This is a genomic window from Actinophytocola sp. (assembly GCF_036002505.1).
In the GTDB taxonomy this organism is placed as follows: domain Bacteria; phylum Actinomycetota; class Actinomycetes; order Mycobacteriales; family Pseudonocardiaceae; genus DASYTH01.
This window is the reverse complement of the sequence record NZ_DASYTH010000054.1, coordinates 35,624-53,910: the sequence shown is the minus strand read 5'-3', so window position 1 is coordinate 53,910 and position 18,287 is coordinate 35,624. Positions and strand designations below refer to the sequence as shown.

21 protein-coding genes and 1 tRNA gene are annotated in these 18,287 nt (G+C 66.1%); 8 read left to right on the top strand and 14 right to left on the bottom strand.

Annotated features, from left to right (window positions below):
- Window positions 1-124: 124 nt before the first annotated feature.
- The 4 genes from VGR06_RS04135 to VGR06_RS04120 form a co-directional block, all read right to left on the bottom strand.
- Window positions 125-538 carry a dihydrofolate reductase family protein gene (locus tag VGR06_RS04135; RefSeq protein WP_327557592.1) on the bottom strand — a complete coding sequence of 138 codons (414 nt, stop codon included), beginning with the start codon at window positions 536-538 and terminating at the stop codon, window positions 125-127.
- Window positions 539-708: 170 nt separating this feature from the next.
- Window positions 709-864, bottom strand: a complete 156-nt coding sequence (locus VGR06_RS04130; protein WP_327557591.1) for a DUF6307 family protein — start codon at window positions 862-864, stop codon at window positions 709-711.
- An 86-nt stretch (window positions 865-950) separates the two neighbouring features.
- Entirely contained in the window at window positions 951-1,505 is a 555-nt protein-coding gene (locus VGR06_RS04125; protein ID WP_327557590.1) for a DUF5994 family protein, read from the bottom strand.
- A gap of 410 nt (window positions 1,506-1,915) precedes the next feature.
- A complete protein-coding gene (locus VGR06_RS04120) occupies window positions 1,916-2,296 on the bottom strand; it encodes a LapA family protein (RefSeq protein WP_327557589.1) in 381 nt (126 codons plus the stop codon).
- A gap of 828 nt (window positions 2,297-3,124) precedes the next feature.
- Here VGR06_RS04120 and VGR06_RS04115 point away from each other — a divergent pair.
- The 3 genes from VGR06_RS04115 (at window position 3,125) to VGR06_RS04105 (ending at window position 4,249) form a co-directional block, all read left to right on the top strand.
- Window positions 3,125-3,418 (top strand): GlsB/YeaQ/YmgE family stress response membrane protein, encoded by a 294-nt coding sequence (locus VGR06_RS04115; RefSeq protein WP_327557588.1) that lies wholly within the window; start codon window positions 3,125-3,127, stop codon window positions 3,416-3,418.
- A 74-nt stretch (window positions 3,419-3,492) separates the two neighbouring features.
- A complete protein-coding gene (locus tag VGR06_RS04110) occupies window positions 3,493-3,990 on the top strand; it encodes a hypothetical protein (protein ID WP_327557587.1) in 498 nt (165 codons plus the stop codon).
- Between the two features lie 16 nt (window positions 3,991-4,006).
- The gene (locus VGR06_RS04105; protein ID WP_327557586.1) at window positions 4,007-4,249 is read left to right on the top strand and encodes a hypothetical protein; all 243 of its coding nucleotides are present in this window, start codon (window positions 4,007-4,009) and stop codon (window positions 4,247-4,249) included.
- Between the two features lie 313 nt (window positions 4,250-4,562).
- On the opposite strand, the gene VGR06_RS04100 is transcribed toward VGR06_RS04105, so the two are convergent.
- The 3 genes from VGR06_RS04100 to VGR06_RS04090 all read right to left on the bottom strand — a co-directional run bounded on the left by VGR06_RS04100 (window position 4,563) and on the right by VGR06_RS04090 (window position 6,798).
- Window positions 4,563-4,856 carry a hypothetical protein gene (locus tag VGR06_RS04100; RefSeq protein ID WP_327557585.1) on the bottom strand — a complete coding sequence of 98 codons (294 nt, stop codon included), beginning with the start codon at window positions 4,854-4,856 and terminating at the stop codon, window positions 4,563-4,565.
- An 87-nt stretch (window positions 4,857-4,943) separates the two neighbouring features.
- The gene (locus tag VGR06_RS04095; protein ID WP_327557584.1) at window positions 4,944-5,852 is read right to left on the bottom strand and encodes a tetratricopeptide repeat protein; all 909 of its coding nucleotides are present in this window, start codon (window positions 5,850-5,852) and stop codon (window positions 4,944-4,946) included.
- Between the two features lie 94 nt (window positions 5,853-5,946).
- Complete coding sequence (locus VGR06_RS04090; RefSeq protein WP_327557583.1) at window positions 5,947-6,798, bottom strand: hypothetical protein; 852 nt, start codon at window positions 6,796-6,798, stop codon at window positions 5,947-5,949.
- An 815-nt stretch (window positions 6,799-7,613) separates the two neighbouring features.
- Here VGR06_RS04090 and VGR06_RS04085 point away from each other — a divergent pair.
- Window positions 7,614-8,087 carry an STAS domain-containing protein gene (locus VGR06_RS04085; protein WP_327557582.1) on the top strand — a complete coding sequence of 158 codons (474 nt, stop codon included), beginning with the start codon at window positions 7,614-7,616 and terminating at the stop codon, window positions 8,085-8,087.
- 301 nt (window positions 8,088-8,388) lie between these two features.
- Entirely contained in the window at window positions 8,389-8,691 is a 303-nt protein-coding gene (locus VGR06_RS04080) for a CorA family divalent cation transporter (protein WP_327557581.1), read from the top strand.
- 207 nt (window positions 8,692-8,898) lie between these two features.
- Here VGR06_RS04080 and VGR06_RS04075 read toward each other — a convergent pair whose 3' ends face one another.
- Window positions 8,899-9,864: an alpha/beta hydrolase gene (locus tag VGR06_RS04075; RefSeq protein WP_327557580.1), complete on the bottom strand. Its 966-nt coding sequence runs from the start codon at window positions 9,862-9,864 to the stop codon at window positions 8,899-8,901.
- A 121-nt stretch (window positions 9,865-9,985) separates the two neighbouring features.
- On the opposite strand from VGR06_RS04075, the gene VGR06_RS04070 reads away from it, so the two are divergent.
- Window positions 9,986-10,900, top strand: coding sequence for a LysR family transcriptional regulator (locus tag VGR06_RS04070; protein ID WP_327557579.1), 915 nt, complete (start codon window positions 9,986-9,988; stop codon window positions 10,898-10,900).
- A gap of 486 nt (window positions 10,901-11,386) precedes the next feature.
- Here VGR06_RS04070 and VGR06_RS04065 read toward each other — a convergent pair whose 3' ends face one another.
- The 6 genes from VGR06_RS04065 to VGR06_RS04040 all read right to left on the bottom strand — a co-directional run bounded on the left by VGR06_RS04065 (window position 11,387) and on the right by VGR06_RS04040 (window position 17,163).
- Window positions 11,387-11,911, bottom strand: coding sequence for an AAA family ATPase (locus VGR06_RS04065; RefSeq protein ID WP_327557578.1), 525 nt, complete (start codon window positions 11,909-11,911; stop codon window positions 11,387-11,389).
- A gap of 25 nt (window positions 11,912-11,936) precedes the next feature.
- On the bottom strand, window positions 11,937-12,779 hold the full coding sequence (locus tag VGR06_RS04060) for a radical SAM protein (protein WP_327557577.1): 843 nt from the start codon (window positions 12,777-12,779) through the stop codon (window positions 11,937-11,939).
- 5 nt (window positions 12,780-12,784) lie between these two features.
- The gene (locus VGR06_RS04055) at window positions 12,785-13,606 is read right to left on the bottom strand and encodes a hypothetical protein (RefSeq protein ID WP_327557576.1); all 822 of its coding nucleotides are present in this window, start codon (window positions 13,604-13,606) and stop codon (window positions 12,785-12,787) included.
- A 44-nt stretch (window positions 13,607-13,650) separates the two neighbouring features.
- Window positions 13,651-14,208, bottom strand: coding sequence for an NUDIX hydrolase (locus VGR06_RS04050; RefSeq protein ID WP_327557575.1), 558 nt, complete (start codon window positions 14,206-14,208; stop codon window positions 13,651-13,653).
- A gap of 622 nt (window positions 14,209-14,830) precedes the next feature.
- A tRNA-Arg gene (locus tag VGR06_RS04045) sits at window positions 14,831-14,902 on the bottom strand.
- Between the two features lie 44 nt (window positions 14,903-14,946).
- Window positions 14,947-17,163, bottom strand: coding sequence for a WD40/YVTN/BNR-like repeat-containing protein (locus VGR06_RS04040; protein ID WP_327557574.1), 2,217 nt, complete (start codon window positions 17,161-17,163; stop codon window positions 14,947-14,949).
- A gap of 202 nt (window positions 17,164-17,365) precedes the next feature.
- Between VGR06_RS04040 and VGR06_RS04035 the strand changes: the two genes are divergently transcribed.
- Both VGR06_RS04035 and VGR06_RS04030 read left to right on the top strand, forming a co-directional pair.
- On the top strand, window positions 17,366-17,554 hold the full coding sequence (locus tag VGR06_RS04035) for a hypothetical protein (RefSeq protein ID WP_327557573.1): 189 nt from the start codon (window positions 17,366-17,368) through the stop codon (window positions 17,552-17,554).
- 55 nt (window positions 17,555-17,609) lie between these two features.
- Window positions 17,610-18,218 carry a TetR family transcriptional regulator gene (locus VGR06_RS04030; protein ID WP_327557572.1) on the top strand — a complete coding sequence of 203 codons (609 nt, stop codon included), beginning with the start codon at window positions 17,610-17,612 and terminating at the stop codon, window positions 18,216-18,218.
- Window positions 18,219-18,287 lie beyond the last annotated feature (69 nt).

The window sequence follows — 18,287 nt, the reverse complement described above, 5'->3', positions numbered from 1 at the left end:
GGTGACGCAGGCACGGCATCGGGACCCTCCCCAACGCGCCCAGATCGACGGGTATGGCGTCAGCTTAAGCGTGACCTCGGAGCACAGAACGACACCCGGTCGGGTACCGAACAACGCCCGACGTTCAGACGCCCGCGCGGGTGAAGGTCACATGTGTGACTCCGCTGGGCGAGGAGGTGGCCTCGACCGCGTAGTCCTTCTCGAGGCCCTCCAGTCCGTCCCAGAGGCGCACGCCCCGGCCGAGCAGGATCGGGACCACCACGATGTGCATGTGGTCCACGAGCCCCGCCGCGACGAGGTCGCGGATCATGGTGGGACCCCCGCCGATGCGCACGTCCTGGCCGTTGGCGGCCTGGCGGGCGGCCTCGAGCGCCTCGGCAGGCGGAGCGTCGATGAAGTGGAACGTCGTGCCGCCATCCATCTCGATCGACGGGCGCGGGTGATGGGTGAGGACGAAGACCGGCGTGTGGAACGGCGGGTTGGGACCCCACGCGCCCTTCCACTCCGGGTCTTCGTGCCATCCGGGGTGGCCCCACACTCGCCCGATCCGCGGTTCACTGTAACTGCCGGCGCGCCAGCGGTTTGGTGTATTCGGTCAGGGCGGGCAGGTGCAGCCGGGCGTCGTCGGCCGAGGTGATAGTGCTTTTCGTTTGCGGCCTGTCGCGTGTTTGCGTGGTTGAAATCATCTCGGGCTATGGGTTGGGACGTTCAGCGCCGTTTCTCTGGGATGTGGTCCAGGGCGTCCAGTACCTGCACGGCGAGATCGTGTGACGCGTGATCGCCGAGGGTTGAGTGCTTCGTCAGAGTGTCGTGGACGAGCTTGACCCGTAGGTCGTAGAGGGAAGTGTATTCAACGGTGGTCATCGGGTATTCCTTACGATGTCTGATGGCGTTTTCAGGTGCTGTTAGGAATGCCGATCGCCCGGTTGGGGTCCGGACGTCGCGGGTGGTTAGGCATGGAGAGACACCAGGCCGCCGTCGACCTCCCAGCGCTGCATGGCGGGGTCGTCGGGCTGGTCGCTGGTCGGCGGACCCGGCTTGGTCGCGGCGATGGGTGTGAGCAGTTCGTCGATGCTGTCGATGTTGTTGCGCCGGGCCGCGATCATCATGATTGGGTGTGCGGTTGCCGGGTGGGTTGCGGGCGGGAGGACCAGCAGGGTCAGTCGTGTCCCGTTGGATGCGATCACGTCGATGGTGTGCGGGTGTTGGACGTGGAATCCGCCCAGCCGCACCTGGTGGCCGTCGACGTTGAGGCGGCGGTGGGCGGCGTTCCAGGTGGTGAGGTTGTAGCTGACCCGGGAGACGCGACCCAGCCGAATAGCCAGCACCGCGAGCAGCGCTGGCAGTTCGGTGGACAGATCCCATGAGCGGGGCCACCACGCTCCGTCGACGTACCCCGTGGTGGGCGCCTTCGGCTTGAGCTTCAACCGCAGTGTCTGCCGAGGCGGCTCGGTGACCATGGTGGCCGGTGGGGTGGCGAGGCGAAGGTGTGGGCCCGACGTCATGTCGGTGCTCCTGTCCCCGGCCGAACTGTGGCCGGTCTGGGTGGGTCGTCGAAGACGACGGGGGCTTGACCGCCCCGGTGCGAGATGTTCTCGACAACTCGATTCTACCCCGTTTGGAAATGTGGTCGGTCGATTCTGATGCACATTTGCCTGAGAATCGCCCGTGAGTATTCGGCACGTGGATTATTTGGCCGCCATCGTGATCGTGACAACAATACGGTCCGATCAGCCACCGAGTTTTCTACTCGACCCTGTCAGTGCCGGCCCGCACATGCGTCTGTCTCGGATCACGTTGCCGCGTTTTCGGCCTCGCGGAACCCGGAAGGCCGTGTTTGGTTGCGGCCGGTTGTCACGGTCGGGTCTGTCGCGCATCCCGAACCCCCGGAGGGCGAGGTGTCGCCCGCTGGTGGTCAGGTGCGGTTCTTGCGGACCAGCCGGCGGAGTTGGGTGATGCGCGCGGTGCCGACGATCAGGGTGAGCAGCACGGAGCCGACGGCGGCGATGAGCAGCGCGACGGCCAGTGGGGTGCTGGTGGTCATCCACAGGAAGGAGATCTCGGTGCTGTGGGTGTTCTGCACCAGGAAGACGATCAGCAGAACGGCGAGGAGGGCGGCGGCGATGAGGGCTATCCAGGCGGCTCCGGTGCGAGTGCGGGGCACCCGTGCCGGTGCCGCAGTCGGTGGCTGGGCCGGCGGCGGTGGGGTGAGCTGCTCAGCTGGTGTCGACGTACCGGCATCCGCGGGTGGAGCCTGGCCGGTGCGTTCACGGACGGTGCGGTGGAGGAGGGACATACCAATCACTACTTCCAAGATGGGCCGGAGGGGCTGGCACCTCGGGAGTGGGATGTCGTCGCGACCGGAATACAGCTCAGCCTACGCGCCGCAGGGGTGATCGGCGCGATGGGGCCAGGCGGCGTGACCCGCTAGGACGCCAACACCCGCCACAGAAACGGCCTGGTCGGGGTGGCGGCGTGCCGATCGGGCGGGTCTGGAGGTGCTTGTGGTGGGTGGTGGCGGGGCGCATACTGAGCCCACTTCAGATGGGTGGGCGCTGTCCCGGACCCCGGCAGTCGAACGCAGAGTTTCGATGACCGGAGAAACCCATGTCCTCGCGGTGGCTTTTCCCTCCCGGCATGCCGGGGGACGGCGCGGCCCACGGTCTGGTCGCGGTTCTCACCGTGGTCGAGGTGCCCGCCGGGATGGTCGACGGGCCCGTGCCCGATGCCGTGCGGGATCCCCGCCGGGTGGTCGGTCGACCCGGGCAGCAACCTGTCGCGGTCCGGTCTGATGAGGTGATCCCTGGCCTGCGGGTGATCACCGATCGGATGGGCACCACGGTCGTGGGTGCGCGTCGTCGGCGAGGTCGACCTCCGCCATGTGGACGGTTTGGCTGCGGCGCTGCGGGCCGGGGTGGGAGGCCGCCTGTGCGCCCGGCCGGCCGGTGCTCGTTGCGCGCTCTGCGGGTCACGGGCTTGGACGTGCTGTTCGCCATCACCTCCACGCTGGCCGCGGCGACCCGACCCGACATGAGTCCGGAGTGGACTGTCCGAACGCGACCCCTGACCTGAACACGCGGAATGTCCGCGATCCGAAGAGTTTATTGAGGAGTCACAAGTGAATATGAGCATTGTTGGCTGGATCGTGCTCGGCCTGATCGCCGGCGTGATCGCCAAATCGTTGTTGGGTGGCCGGGCGAAACACGGCATCATCGTCACGATTCTGATCGGTGTCGCCGGGGCGTTACTCGGCGGTTGGGCGGCGTCGAAGTTCTTCAACATCGCCGCCACCGGTGGGTTCTTCGACCTGTCCACCTGGATCATCGCGATCATCGGATCCGTCGTCCTGCTGCTGATCTACCACGCCATCACCAGCGGCGGCCTCAGAACCACCCGCCGTCGGCGCGCCCGCAGATGACCGACGCCCCCACCGAGCCGCAACGGCATCCGATCCCGCCGCTCGGATCACCCGCGAGACAGGACACCAGAATCATGACGAGTTTCGAGCCAGATCCCGACCCGGGTCCCGTTCCGGTTGCCTATGTGAATCCGAACCCGGGTCTGGTCGAGCTGACCCCGGCCGGGATCTCCCCGTTGGCTGAGGCCCAGGACCGCGAACAGCGGCGGTGGGGTCGGACCCGCGCGGTCCGGCTGATCTGCACCATCATCACCATCATCACCAGCGTGTTCGCGGTGGTGCTCGCCGCGAACATCATCATGGTCCTGGGCCAGGCGAACCCGGCCAACGGGGTCGCCTCGTTCGTGCGCGGCTTCGCCAGCGGAGTGTCGCTGGGGTTCGACACCCTGTTCACCCCGGCCAACGCCAAAGCGCAGGTCCTGCTCAACGACGGCCTCGCCGCGCTGGTGTGGCTCGGCTTGGGCGCGGTGGCGACCACGCTGATTCGCCGCTTCGCGCTACCGGGTCCGCGCCGGCCCCTGCGCTACGTGGCGCTGCGGCGAAGAAACATCGAACCCACCCCGCCGCGCTAACGCGGGCAGGACGGCGATGCAACACATCCTGCGGTTCGCCGCCAGTGACAACGGCAGCGTCCTGCGCGAGGAGCCCACCCTCGCCTACGGCCTGGCCTGCGGATACGAGCGCGGCGCCGCGGAATTGGGCGTCGGAGTCGGCCGGCAGGTACGGATGGAACTACTCGACGACACCGGCCGGCTCCTAGACTGGCGAACCTACCCCGCCACAGAGACCGGCGGGCGGTTCCCCATCCCGCTGACCCCACTCCCGGCATAGTCCGACGGACAGCATCGACCCGCCCGGCGTTCCGGGCAGGCAGGTTCGGTCACCTGACGCTCGGGGTGTGGTCAGGCATGTCGGGCGATCGCTCGCGTGAGGGACGTGGCGAGCCGGTTGATGCACGCGCGCACGGACGGGTCCGCCGTGGGGTAGCGGGATGCCTGTTCGGCGACGACCTCGGCCAGGTCGGTCCAGGTGGTCCACGCACAGGTGGTGGGGATCCGGTCGAGGAGGTCGGGCAGAGACCAGGGGTGGTGGGCGACGCGCGGGTAGGTCGAGGGTAGCTGTCGGGTGATCGCCTCGTCGATGCTCAGGCGGCCCTGGCCGGTGATTGCGATCGGCGGTGGGGTTGCGAGCAGGAGCAGCAGCAGCGGGGTGCGTTCAGCGGCCGTGTGGGTGAGCGCGAGGTACTGGCAGGCGAGTCGGGTGGGTCGGCGCCGTGCGCGGCGGCCAGCACCGCACCGAGGAACCCGCGGCGCGGCAGGAAATCCAACGCGGTCAACACTTCGGCGGTGAGCACGTTCTCCAGGCCCCGGCCGCCGAAGCGGTACTGGCGAACCCGCGGCCCTTCCCAGGACAGCTCCTCCAGGAGCCGACCCACCACCGACCGGTTCACCTCAACCCTGTCTCGTCCATCAGCACCTCCTCTTTGTGCCAGCGTCGCGCACCACGCGGACCGGCGTGGGAGGGGTTAGGCCGCGGCGAAGGTGGTGATCAGGTGCGCGAGGTGGTGGGCGTCCGGGTTGTCGCGGTGCTTGTCGGCCTGGTGGTGGAGGGGGCGCATCCGGTCGGCGGCCCGGGTTGAGGTGAGCGTGGTGGCCAGCTCGACCGCCTGGGTGCCGATGGTGGTGGCGTGGTCGGTGTCTCCGTCGAGGAAATGGCAGGTCGCCAACGAGATCAGGGTGAAGGTCTTGCTGCGGGCCATGGCCTCGGTGAAGCGGGTGGCCGCATACGACAGGGCGGGGACAGCCGAGCGGGTGTGTCGGGGGTGCACGGTCTGCGCCAGTTCGGCGTGCACGGTGCCGACCATGGCGGACAGGTCGGTCTCATCGAAAAACGCCGCCCACCCCGGGGTGTGGCCGAGGTCTGCGCCAGCGAAGGCTTCTCGGCTCTGGTCGAGCAGCCGCAGCGTCTGGTCGGCCGCACCCATCGTGGCGTGGGCCCAGGCTTGGTTGACGGAGAGGATGGCCAGGGCGTGGTCCGAGCCGCATGCTTGGGCGGCGGCCCGGCCGAGGTGGAATTGTGTCAACGCCTGATCTGGGGCGTGGTTGTGCAGGTGAACGCGGCCGATTCGGTAGTGAATGTTGGCGATCAGCGCGTTGTGGTGGCTGTATCGGGCCAGGGTGAGCGCCTGCTGGAAGTGGGTGTGGGCGTCGGCGACCCGGCCGGTGTCGAAGCAGATCCAGCCCGCCAGATTGTGCAGATCGGCCAGGGCGACCTGCAGCGCGGTCGTGACCCGGTCACTGGCCCACACCCCGAGGAGCTTGTGCCCCCAGGCCAGGCGGTCGAGCACGGCGGCGTAACAGGAACCACCGCCGTGCCGGTAGTCGCGGCCTCGCCCCGTGCGGGCCGCGACGACCAGCTGCTCAACCTCGGTCATCCCGATCCGCCGGGGATGGCGGGACGGGGTCGGTGCGGGTGCTGCCATAACGGCCTCCCGGTCCCCGATCACGGCTGGGCTGAACAACGCGGCGTCAGCCGGTGCAGTTCGGCACGGCTGGGGTGCTGCCGACACAGTTGTTCGGGGTGTTGGCGGTGATCGGCGAGTTGGTGGTGGTCATGACGCCGCCCTCGCGGTAAACGCCACCGGCAGTCAGCAATGCGTGGTTCACCGTGACGGCCGTTTGGGTCATGGTGGTCGCGGTGGAGTTGACCGCCGCGACACCGCCACCTTCCGAGCCGGTGTTGTTCAGGATGAACAGCGGGCTGCCGGACACCCCGGTGGTGGTCAACGTGCCCCGCAGCCCGTTGTAGATCCCGCCACCGCGCAGCAACGCGGTATTACCGGTGACATCGCTCCTGGTGAACGTCGCGGCGGGCGCGGTGCCGGACGGGGTGTCGGCGTTGGCCAGCCCACCGCCATTGAGCGTGGCGACGTTGCCGATCAAGCCGCTACTGGTCAGCGTCACCGCACCCCGGTTGAGGATGCCGCCCCCGTCACCGACGGCGCTGCCGTTGGTGAAGATCATCGAGGTGGTGAGGGTGAGGCTGCCGGTCGAGCTGACCTCGGCGATCCGGAACGGCAGCAGCGAAGAGCGCGTGATGGTCGCTGGGCCGATCATCTCGATCGGGGTGTCGATCACCGGCAACCCCGTGGTGAGTAGACCGCCGTGGGCGGAGGTCAACGCGTAGGTGCACCCGCCCGCCAGCACCAGGGTGTCGGCGGTGGGGGTGGAGTTGGCCAGGTTCACCGCCGCGACCAGAGCGTTCTCGCTGCAGGCCACTGGGATCGTGATGGCCTGCGCCGCAGGAGTGAGGGCAACCAGGCCCCCGGCCACCACGGCGACCCCGAGCAGGGCCTGGACAACGGTTCGGGTACGTCGCATGACAACTTCATTTCCTGGAACACAAAGAGAGAACCGTGCGGCGCGGCGCGCCAACGGACACAATTGCGCGAACCACACGCACGCCACGCTGTCGAAACCCTCGGCGTTCGCTACATCCACGCAAGAAAGGACCTCGGCTCATGATCTGCGTCCGCGATCGTCACGGGCAGGTCACGCCACCGAGGTCCGGGGTAACAAAGACAATCTACTCCTCCGCCGCGGTGATCGATACCGCAGTCCTCCACATGGGCGTACCCCGTTGGTGCTGACACGAGGCCCGACCGGGTGCGTGGGCAACGCCGGAGCGCGTCGGCGGCCGAGAATCGCTCACAGAGAACGACACTCGGCGAAACGTAAAGTCGCGAGAGAGCCCACCCGCTCACATTCGCAGGCTCACCGAACAGAATCACTCTCGCGAGCCCCATAGCCGATTACCTGTCGAACGCGCTGGTGTGCCACACCTGAGCTGGGTTATTTTTGGTCGGCGACCGTTTCCGCAGGACGTTTGAGCTTCTTGTTCGGCCACGTTCCAGGAAAGTTCTCATGCGACAATCCCGGCGGGGTCTGACGTCGCCGGCGCGCGGCACCGCTCAACCTCCACGATGACTGCCACCACACCCACCCACGGCACCAACAAGCTCTCACATGAAGGTGTCCCGGCCTGGCGAAGGAGTGCAGGTCAGCGTGCCCACCACCGGTCGAGGACTCTGTTGGTGGGGGTGCCGGCGGTGCTAGCGTTTCCTTGACGCCGTCGGGAGTGCCCAGACCCTGCGATCGACGACCTAGATCATCAGTGAGCAGGCCGCACGTGTCCCGTGACGCATCCATGGAGGTCTGGGTCCGACAAGGACCGGTTGCGGTCGGCCGAGGGTGAGGAGCCGATCGTGGGATCAGTAGCGCAAGACCGTCACAGCCAAGTCCCGTTAGTTGTGCCGGCCCGTCCATCTGAGTACGGCCTGGTAGTGGCGACAAGGGGTTCGCCGTGGGTGCGGGTGGTGGAGGCGGCCGGCTCGGTCGATCTGCGCACCGCTCCCGAGTTGGCCGGTCACCTCTCTGCGGCCGTGGCCGACGGGACTGCGTTGATCGTGGTGGTCGATCTGCGGCGGGTCGATATTCTTGCCGCGGCGGGCTTGAGTGTGCTGGTAGCCGCAGACCAGGGTGCACACGCCCAGGGCATCACGCTGCGGGTCGTGGCCAGCACGCATGCGGTCTGCCGGGCGTTGCGCATCACCGGGTTGGATCAGACGCTGAGGGTCTATCCCAGGCTGGAACCTGCCCTGGTCCTCTGATCTGCCGCACGGACCCGCCCCGGCGAGGCCGAAGCAATCATGGCGAACACCCGGAGCACGGTCGGCGAGGGCATTCGCTCGGCCGTCGGGTGAGGTTCTCAGCCGCCGCCTGGCTTGGAGTCTGCTCCACTACGAACACTGGCACCGCGCACCCGGAACGAGTCGGGAAGCGGTCGAATTCCAACGCGCCATCCGCCCCCTCCTGAACGTTCTCGACGGCCTCTCCGCCGGGTTCACCAGATACGGCACCGACGAGGAACTGCAACGCTACCTGCGCGACGTCGCCGACCACGCCACCACCGTGGTCGAGCAGGTCGACAACTTCCGCGACATCCTCACCGTCAACGCCACCCTGGTCACCCAAACCCAAACAAAGACATGCAACGCCTCGCCGAAGCCAGCAACGCCCAAAACGAAGAACTCAAAAGATCTCCGCCTGGGCCGCCATCCTCTTCGCCCCACCCTCATCGGCACCATCTACGGCATGAACTTCCCACACATCCCAGAACTGCACTGGACTCTCGGCTACCCCTTCGCCCTACTCCTCATGGCCGCCGTCTGCGCCAGCCTCTACCTGATATTCAAACACCGCGGCTGGCTATGACCGCGACAAATCGCCTGGCTGATGGTGACGTCGCCAGGTACGCCAAGCGTTGGGACCTGTCGGTACGGGCCATTGTCCTCAACAGACTCGCGGCCGGGCGGACGTTGCTGGCTCGTGCGTCGGCGACCACCACAATATTCGGAGACGCCGGCGGGCGGACCCGCCGGGGCTGATCCGGCGAGTCCGCCCGTTGTCGACTGGTGAGGACTACTTGTTGAAGGCCTCTCGGAGGATGTTGTTCGTCAGCACCATCGCTCCGTGTGCGGCCTGCGTGTCGGCCAGTGCGTTGAGCATCACGAAGTCGTGGATCATGCCCTCGAACCGCACCGCGGTGACGGGTACGCCGGCTTCGCGGAGCTTGCTGGCGTAGGCCTCGCCCTCGTCGCGGAGCACGTCGGCGTCCCCGGTGATGACCAGCGCCGGGGGAAGGCCGGTGAGCTGCTCCGTGGTCGCCCGCAACGGGGAGGCCGTGATCTCCGCGCGCTGGCCGGGATCGGTGGTGTACTGATCCCAGAACCACTTCATGTCGTCGCGGCGCAGGCCATAGCCCGTCGCGAACTGCCGGTAGGAGCCGGTGTCGAAGTTGGCGTCGGTGGCCGGGTAGAACAGCACCTGCTGAACGAACCTCGGACCCGCGCGCGTCTTGGACAGCAGGCTGACCGCGGCGGCCATGTTCCCGCCGGCGCCGTCGCCGGCGATCGCCAGCCGACCGGCGTCGAGACCGTGCTCGTGCCCGTGCTCAGCCAGCCAGGTGGCCACGGCGTAGATCTCTTCGATCGCCGTGGGGTACTTGGCCTCCGGCGAGAGGCTGAAGATCGGGAACACCACTGCCGCCTGGACGCCGACAGCGAGCTGACGAATCAGCCGGTCGTGGGTGTGACCGTTACCGAACACCCAACCAGCGCCGTGGATGTAGAGGACGACCGGCAGCGTGGCGGGAGCGTTCTGCGGCCGCACGATGCGCACCGAGACCTCGCCGGACGGGCCACCAGGAATCTTCAGGTCCTGGATGTCCGCCGGCGACCTGGCGATCTCGCCGGCCTGCGCGTCGTTGACCGTGGTCCGGCCCCTGCTTGGCCCAAGGTCATGAAGGTAGGGCGGTTTGGCGGCCGCATCGGCGAACTGCTGGGCGGCAGGCTCGAGAACGACGCGGGTGATGGTAGGGCTACTCACAAGAGACTCCTCTGCTCTGTGTTGGATTTCTGTTTGTTGACAAGGCGAGTTGACCACGCCGGCAGCCGTGCCGTCCAAGACCCGGTTGTGTCTCTGTGATAGGCGAGGGTTATCGTACTGTGTGGAACTTCGGCACCTGCGCTACTTCGTCGCGGTCGCCACCGAGCTGCATTTCGGGCGCGCGGCCGGGCGAGTGTTCGTGTCCCAACCCGCGCTGAGCCAGCAGATCCTGAACCTGGAGGCCGAACTGGGCTTCTCGTTGTTCGTGCGCGACCGGCGCAGGGTCGAGCTCAGCCCGGCCGGCGCGGCTCTGCTACCGGAGGCGCTGGCCATCCTGGACCGGGTCGAGGCGGCGACCGCCCTGGTGCGATCGGTGGGTGCGGGGTCGCGTGGCCGGTTGCGAGTCGCGGTGACGCCCTCCCTGCCGGGCGGCGTGGTGGAAGCAACGGTCGAGGAGTTCCGGCATCGCTACACCGACATCGACTTCGAGCTGGGTAGCGGTACCACCAGCCAGAACCTGTCAGCGCTGCGCAGGGGCAGCATGCAACTCGTCGTCGTCCATCCACCGATACCGGACATCCCGGATGTGACCTGCGTGGAAATCTCCACCGAACCCATCGTCGTCGGCCTCGCCAGCGACCACCCCTTGACCAGGCACCGACGGCTGCGCAGAGACCACCTGACCGGCCTCCCGCTGATCTACTTCCCCCGGCGGACCGACCCGGGGCTGCACGACCGGATACTCGCCGAAGTCTACGGACCCGACCACACCCCTGACATCGTCCGGCTCGAACCCAGCGAAGACCGGCGAATCGTCGCCGTCGCTGAGGGCACCGGCGTCACCCTCCTGTTGCGGTCCCGAGCCACCACGCTGCGCACCCGAGGTGTCGTCTACCGCCGGTTCATCGCGCCGGAACCCCGAGCCCGAGTCGGGCTCGCCTACAAGACACCGCCAACTCCTGCCACACAACAATTTCTGGCCCTCGCCACCGAAATCAACCAGCCCGATCAAGCCGCGGCCGCCGGCGGCGACTGACCTGTCCAACTGACTGAAGGTCTCCCGCACGGGCTCGGCACCGCGTTCTGTCGACAAAGGACGCCGATCGTCGTGACCGCATCCCTCGTCCGGCTCGAGACCCGCAACCCCTGCAACCCCAGCGACACTCGTACGGGCACGGCTATTTCAAGATCACCTAGGTGGATGCTGTTGCTGATGGGACTGTGGTGACGCCAGGTACTCCAGTGGCTCCGAAGTCGTGCGGCGAAGGACGCCTTCCTCACGCTGAGCGTGAGGAAGGACGCTTTCGTCGCACTCACTCCACAGTGGACACTCGGTTGCTGCAGGGGTTCCAGCACCACCGGCACGCCATCAGCCCCGGTACCGCCGCCTGAGCCGCTACTCAAAACGATCTTGAAACGGCCCTGCTAAACTCCCCGACGTGTCACGCCAATTGGCCAGCCGCATGCCCATGAGGGAGGACAGACCCCAAGCCGCCGAACAGAGGACACCTGTAGGCTTACCCTACAAGCTGTCAATTGCGGCCAACACGGTATCGAGCCGTTGGCTTCTACTGCCGGCAACGCTGATCACTTTGGTACTAACTCCGCCCGATACCGTGATGATCTGGTGCGCTAGCCGGTCACGCAACGATGCGTGCATCAGGTCGATCTCGTTACCAGTTTCGCCAATTTCCGCATGGTCACACAGAACAACGATCCCGTAACGATCTTGCTCCAACTGAGCGCTCCAGATTGGACGATTCTCCCCCACCAGGACGTCCCAGTATGCTATCGCATCGACCAGAGACTTATCTAGAATCACCAGCTTCGTCGAGTCCAGCTCCGCCTCGACTGCAAGCTGCCTAAATCCGACATAGTGTTGAAACGCCGCACGATCACTCTCGACTAGACCAACGCCCAGCGATTCAATCGTCTGTCGTACGAGGTCACCAACAAAGGTAATATCGCGGCGGCGTCGAGAACAATGTTCTCTAACAGCATTGAAGAGAGTAGTTTTGCCCGCGAGCGGTGGGCCGCTAATCGACACGAACAAGATTGAATCGCCTCTCGACTTAGCTATTCTCTGGAAGATCCAGTATATTCATCGCGCCAACATCGGGGCAAGGACCCAGCCTACCGCGCCTGTCCATCGAAAACACAGAGTAACCGGACGGACACAATGTATCACGATTGCATCGCGGCGTACGAACAGCAATCGGGCCTTCTACCAAGGCCCTCAATCGCCGAACAAAGTCCTCGAACGAGTCTTTGGTCACCCTTCCCCCATTGGCCTGACTAATGGCTTGCAAGCGGCCTTGTCTAATGGGCGATGTCACGCACACCCGCTTCACACCGGTGGATTTCAGCAAATCTGCCACCTCGGCGGCGGTGTGGATCACACGATCATTAACGGTTACATTGATCGTCACGCTGATGTCGGCGTCCACGAGTGCTTCGATTCCGGCGATCGCGCGCTCGAATCCTCGATTACTTCGTCTGTACTCGTCGTAGTCAGCGTTCACGCCTTCGATTCCCACCGTCGCTGACGTCAGCCCTGCCGCCCGGAGCTGACTAGCTCGGGACGGCGTTATGGTCGTCGCGTTGGTGCACAGGCTGGAGCGAATGCAGAGCGCATTCACAAACTCAATCAACTCAACCACGTTAGGCACAAGGGTTGGCTCTCCACCTGAAATGACAATCCGGTCAGGCACGATGGTCCTTACCGCCACGTCCAGTGCCGGTCCGACAAGTGAGAGGTCTATCGGATAAACTCGTGTCGGCCCTGAATCTCTCATACAATGGAAGCAGTACTGGTTACACGACTCAGTTACCTGCAAGAGAATCAGCCGACCTGCCGAGAAACAGCAATCCCGGCGTTCGACGTCCGAGATATGACCACGAAGATCAGACACCATGCGAGTCACCTTTTAGCCTGCTGGGAACTGCCAGTCAAGGCATCGAATTCCTCGGCTGCCCGCCTTATACATTCTTTCGTGTCCGACCATAACTGGCTCTCGTGGAACGTCTCTATCCCTCTCAGACTAAAGAGCGCCGCATCACCTGAAACAGTTTGCCCCTCCCGCACTCTCGCAAGATAGATCAAGTCGATGTGTCCAGGTATATCATATCGCTGTGGACGGTTTTGCTGCATGACGATAAGCGGACTACCGACAAGCTCGTTTTCGAGGTCAGTCCTTCCTGTTTCCTGATTATATGTCGCGATTACCTCCGAGAATCCGCCCCGCACCAGGGTTCCTGATCCTCGCATGAGATCAACGGTACAGCCTGTTTCCGCATGCACCAAACGCCTCAACTCTTTTTCGATGCTTCCAGTAGAGCCACGAAAACGTCCACCCGGCCACATCCACACTTGCGCTTCACCAAATTGCGCGAACTTTCTCTTCACTAACAGACAGCGCAGTGAGCCATCGTTGCCTCTTGCAAAGGCGATACAACTCACACTGAAGGCGTAACGCCCTTGTGCGACCAAGAGTTGATCGGTGAGCCAGTTCCATACCGTGTCTTTCTCGGTGAGACTACGACTTTCGGTGGCCCACTGTCGGAGACCAAAAACGAGAACGCCGATCAGTTTGGCGGCAAACCATCTGCCAAAAGGCGCACTGAGTTTTACCGCCATTAGAACAATTAGATAGAAACCCACCGCAATCGCCGCGCTGCCGAGCGTTCGAGCAGACGGGTTCCAGCTATTGGGAATGATGAAGAACGAGATGGCGGCGAGCACCAGCGCGATAGCAGCTGTAACAACGTCTCGCATACGATTCTTCGCTAGCACAGAAGCCCCCGCCGTAGACACTTTGACACCATCCTTTTCAGTCCATCATCGAGACTCAAATTGGGAATATCGACAACAGCAAACCAGTGCGCTGTGACGCTATTTGACTCGGAAGGGTTGGCCACCAGAAGGTACCTGAAGTCGAAATGTAAATGACTAGGCCAATCGACGCCCACAGGAATCCGGTGTACGTCGATGTCGAACAATTCGTCGGCCGGAGCACTCGTCGACCGTAAGCCCAACTCCTCCTGCACCTCCCTGCTGGCCGTATGAGCGAGCGTCTGATCAAGAACGTCGACATGACCGCCCGGTTGCAGCAAACGTCCGAGCGATTTGTGCCGTACTAGAGCAAATCTGTTGAAATCCACCGATACCACGAACGCGCTGCCGACAACATGACCCGGCGAGTAGAACTCTGGATCGGTGGGAGCGGACACCGTTGCCAGGAACCTCAGCGTCTTGTATTTGTGACCCGATTCGATACGGTCGTAAGCATCGTGGTTCCGCAACGTTGCGACAAGCCCATCGATGAGGTCATCATCATTGTTCATCTGAAACACCACCGAGCACTCGCCACACCATCACACGGTCCGTCTCGCGGCGGTGGTAAGACATGCTGAACTCCTCCGCCATCCACCTGGCCAGCGTCTTCAGCTCGGAATCAGTATCGGTGCCGAGCGTGACCGAGTTACACAGGGTCGGTAAGTCGTCAGGCGATGCCTGAGATCGCGACTGAGCGGGCGAGTGGGCGGGCGAGTGGGCGGGAGCGCGACGAGGGCGACGCCGATCAGTCGCAGTGTGCCGCTTGCAACGTTGCGTAGCGAGACCCTCGGCCTGTAGGGGCACAGCCGTGCAGATTTGTGTGTGATCTTCGGCGAGAGTCACGGCTCGTGCCCCACTCCGACCCGACCACGTCACCCGACTCCGAACGACCGTCTGGCACGGGCTCCGTACAGAGCGGACATCGAAACAGGTGCCAGCCCATAGGGCTGAGCTGATGGTCGACAGCGTCGCCCCGGGCCCATTGTGGCGTTGGGTACCGGCGGGCCTGGATCGCCATTGGGCACAGTTGGCCGTGACCGCCAGATCCGGCCAAGTCCGGACGGGACACACCTGGACACGCGACGAAGCCCTCTGACCGCGTTTCCGCTGATCAGAGGGCTCCTCATCGCGTGCCCCCGGCAGGATTCGAACCTGCGCTCCCGCCTCCGGAGGGCGGTGCTCTATCCCCTGAGCTACGGGGGCGGGCGCGCGATATCGAGAGCCTAGCCTACGGGTGCCACGGGGTATCAGAGCGTCCGTATTTCGTACATGCCGCGGCCGAAGGTGGCGGCGACCAGGCGGTGGTGGGTGGGGTCGTATTCGAGGTCGTCTACGGGGACCAGGGGGAGGTGGCGGCCTAGGCGGAACCAGGGGGTGCGGGCGGCGAGGGATACGAAGACGCCCTGGTCGGTGGCGATGTAGAGGCCGGTGCGGGACACGACCAGGTCGTTGACGGGGGCGGAGGGGAGGTTGCGCGAGAGATCTTGCCAGGTGGTGCCGTTGTTGTGGGAGACGAGGACGTGGGGGGTGGGGGAGCCGGCGCGGTAGCCGGAGAGGGTGGCGTAGACGGTGGACGGGGAGGACGGGTCGACGACCAGGCGGGTGACCCAGGGTTGGCCGGACAGCAGCAGGGTCCACGTGGTGCCCTGGTCGCGGGTGAGCCAGATGCGGCCATCGTCGGTGCCGGCGTACACCGTGCGGCCGAGGGGGGCGATGGTGGTGATGGTGCCGAAGGGGTAGGCGTCCTGGCTCGGGCCGCCCGTCAGGTCCGGGCTGATGGGGGTCCAGGTCACGCCGTTGTCCGTGGAGCGGTTCAGCCTGTTGCCGCCGTAGTACATGACGGACGGGTCGGCGGGGTCGAAGACGACGGGGGTGAACCAGTTGCGGCGGTCGGAGACGGTCTGCTCGATGAAGGAGGTGACGGTGTCGCCGCCGTCGGTCGACCGGAAGCAGTTGCCGTACTGGAAGCAGGCGAAGACGTTGTTGACGTCCTGCGGGTTGATTTGGTTTTCCTCGCCGTCGCCGCCGACGTAGGCCTCCCAGCCGGTGGGGCCCCAGGAGCGGAGGGAGCCGTTGTCCTGGGCGCCGCCGGAGATGCGGGACGGGTCCTGCGGGGTGATCGCGGCGCTGTAGAACTGGGTGTACGGCTCGTACACAGCCTTGGCCCAGTTGCCGTCGCCGTCGGTGTCGGAGCGGTAGGTGCCGCCGTCGTTGCCGAGGTAGACGCGGTGCGGCACGGCCGGGTCCCACATCATGGCGTGCTGGTCGGCGTGGACGCCGTCCTCTTCGGTCCAGGACAGGCCGCCGTCGTGGGAGGTCATCAGGGCGGTGCCGGCGACGTGCAGGTGCAGCGCGTCCCGCGGGTTGATCCAGATCTTGCCGAACCACCAGGCGAAGCTGGACTGGGAGGCGGCCAGTGCGGGGTCGTCGGGGAGGCGGGTCCAGGTCGAACCGCCGTCGGCTGAGGTGAAGAAGCCGGAGAAGGTGTTGGTGGACGTGGGACCGCGGCCGACGATGGCGTACAGGCGCCGCGGGTCGGACGGGGCGACGCCGATGCCGATGCGGCCGAGGTCCTCGGCGGACGGGACCAGGGCGTCCAGCCGCTGCCAGGTCGTGCCGCCGTCGACGGAGCGGTACACGCCCGAGCCGACGCCGCTGTAGCTGCGCTTGTTGGGCTGGCGGCGGTGGTCCCAGAGCACCGCGTAGACCCGCCGGGAGTCGGTGGGGTCGAGCATGACCTCGGACGCGCCGGTGGTGTCGGTGATCCCGTTGAGCACCCGGGCCCAGGTGCGTCCGCCGTCGAGGGAACGGTAGACGCCGCGGTCGCCGCCCTGGTTGAACAGGGAGCCGGTGGCGGCGACGAAGATCCGCCGGGGGTCCCGCGGGTCGACGACGATCTTGCCGATGGCGCCGGAGTCGCGCAGGCCGAGGTTGGTCCAGGTGCGGCCGCTGTCGGTGGACCGGTAGAGGCCGGTGCCGGTGTAGGTCAGGCTGCCGCCGCCGGGGTTGGCCTCCCCGGTGCCGACGTAGAGCGTCCCGTCCGGGGCGGCGGCCACCGAGCCGAGCGCCTGGGTGAGGTTCTCCGGCCAGGCGGGGGCGAACGTCGCGCCGGCGTCGGTGGAGCGCCACAGCCCGCCGGACGCGGCGGCCACGTACAGCGTGTCGCGCCGGCGCGGGTCCAGGGCCAGGTCGACGATCCGGCCGCCGATGCTGGTCGGACCGGCGAGCGCCCAGTTCCCGCCGACGGTCGGCAGCCGGTCGGCCTGCGCCGCCGCGGTGTCGAACGCGTGCCGGGGCAGCTCCTCGCCGGGGAAGGTCTTCTGCAGGAACCGGTGCTCGAACGGCGCGGATGGGCCGAGGTCCCCGTCCTCACCGGGGTCCGGCGGCTCGGCCGCGGCAAACCCTTGCGGGGCAAGCAATGCGGCGGCCAGGAAAGCGGCAAGGAAGATCACCAGACGGCGCATTGGTCCACCTCTTGGCAGGGTCGGCGGCGACATCGGCGACGGTATGAGCCGGCGTGCGCGCCCGGTGCCGCCGAACGGCGTATTCACCGGAGGGATTCCGTTGGGGCAGCCGTTTCCTCCCGAAAGAACACGTGCCGGGCCGGCCGCGGAGCCACGAAACCGGCGCTACGGTGCGCCAACGCCGATCCATAGGAGGCCCGCTATGTGTTCCTGGTGCCAGGTGGTGGAGAGCTACTGCTTCTGCGGCAGCTCCATGGATCCCGACGGCCGGACCGAGCCGTGCGAGGTGCGGACGAACCCGGACGCCACCTGCTCGCGCTGCGGGCACTCCGCCGGCCCGGTGCCCATGGACACGTCGGTGCACGGCTACGACTACGCCGAGTACGAGTAAAACTGCGCGCTAAGCAAACTTGCGCGACGCGCAGGTTTGTCGGTACCGTGAGCCCATGGACAGCCTGGGCCTGCGTGAGCGCAAGAAGCGCCAGACCCGGCAGGCCCTGAGCTGGGCGGCGCTGCGCCTGGCCGTCGAGCGCGGCCTGGACAACGTCCTGGTCGAGGACATCGCGGCCGAGGCCGGGGTGTCCACGCGCACGTTCAACAACTACTTCTCCAGTAAGGCCGAGGCGATCAGCTCCCGGCACCTGGACCGGATGCGCACGGTCTCGGACGCGCTCCGGGCAAGGCCGCCGGACGAGCCGCTGTGGACGGCGCTGACCCACGCGGCGCTGGCGCCGTTCGAGGACGACCACCCGACGCCCGACGCCGACTGGCAGGCCGGCGTCAAGCTGATGCTGAGCGAGCCGGCGCTGGTCGGGGAGTTCCTCCGGGCCAACGCGCTGGCCGACCGCGAGCTGGCCGCGGCCATCGCGGAACGCACCGGCACCGACCCGAAACACGACCTCTACCCGCGGCTGGTCGCGGCCGCGGTCGGGGCCGCGACGAACATCGCCAACGAGCACTGGCTCAACGCCGACCCGCCGGTGTCGCTCACCGGCCTGCTCCGGGACGCGCTCCAGCAGGTCGCCGCCGGGCTGCCACCACCACCATCCACATAGGACATCCATAGCCACGCGCGGTCCGCCGGACCGCTATTTCGCCATGCCCACAACACAAGGGGAGACACC

What these genes read in the sequence shown, in the direction of transcription:
- VGR06_RS04130 (WP_327557591.1), bottom strand. Translation starts at nt 864, where the DNA reads ATGACCACCGTTGAATACACTTCCCTCTACGACCTACGGGTCAAGCTC.
- VGR06_RS04125 (WP_327557590.1), bottom strand. Translation starts at nt 1,505, where the DNA reads ATGACGTCGGGCCCACACCTTCGCCTCGCCACCCCACCGGCCACCATG.
- VGR06_RS04120 (WP_327557589.1), bottom strand. Translation starts at nt 2,296, where the DNA reads ATGTCCCTCCTCCACCGCACCGTCCGTGAACGCACCGGCCAGGCTCCA.
- VGR06_RS04115 (WP_327557588.1), top strand. Translation starts at nt 3,125, where the DNA reads ATGAGCATTGTTGGCTGGATCGTGCTCGGCCTGATCGCCGGCGTGATC.
- VGR06_RS04110 (WP_327557587.1), top strand. Translation starts at nt 3,493, where the DNA reads ATGACGAGTTTCGAGCCAGATCCCGACCCGGGTCCCGTTCCGGTTGCC.
- VGR06_RS04105 (WP_327557586.1), top strand. Translation starts at nt 4,007, where the DNA reads ATGCAACACATCCTGCGGTTCGCCGCCAGTGACAACGGCAGCGTCCTG.
- VGR06_RS04095 (WP_327557584.1), bottom strand. Translation starts at nt 5,852, where the DNA reads ATGACCGAGGTTGAGCAGCTGGTCGTCGCGGCCCGCACGGGGCGAGGC.
- VGR06_RS04090 (WP_327557583.1), bottom strand. Translation starts at nt 6,798, where the DNA reads ATGCGACGTACCCGAACCGTTGTCCAGGCCCTGCTCGGGGTCGCCGTG.
- VGR06_RS04060 (WP_327557577.1), bottom strand. Translation starts at nt 12,779, where the DNA reads ATGGTGTCTGATCTTCGTGGTCATATCTCGGACGTCGAACGCCGGGAT.
- VGR06_RS04050 (WP_327557575.1), bottom strand. Translation starts at nt 14,208, where the DNA reads ATGAACAATGATGATGACCTCATCGATGGGCTTGTCGCAACGTTGCGG.
- VGR06_RS04040 (WP_327557574.1), bottom strand. Translation starts at nt 17,163, where the DNA reads ATGCGCCGTCTGGTGATCTTCCTTGCCGCTTTCCTGGCCGCCGCATTG.
- VGR06_RS04035 (WP_327557573.1), top strand. Translation starts at nt 17,366, where the DNA reads ATGTGTTCCTGGTGCCAGGTGGTGGAGAGCTACTGCTTCTGCGGCAGC.
- VGR06_RS04030 (WP_327557572.1), top strand. Translation starts at nt 17,610, where the DNA reads ATGGACAGCCTGGGCCTGCGTGAGCGCAAGAAGCGCCAGACCCGGCAG.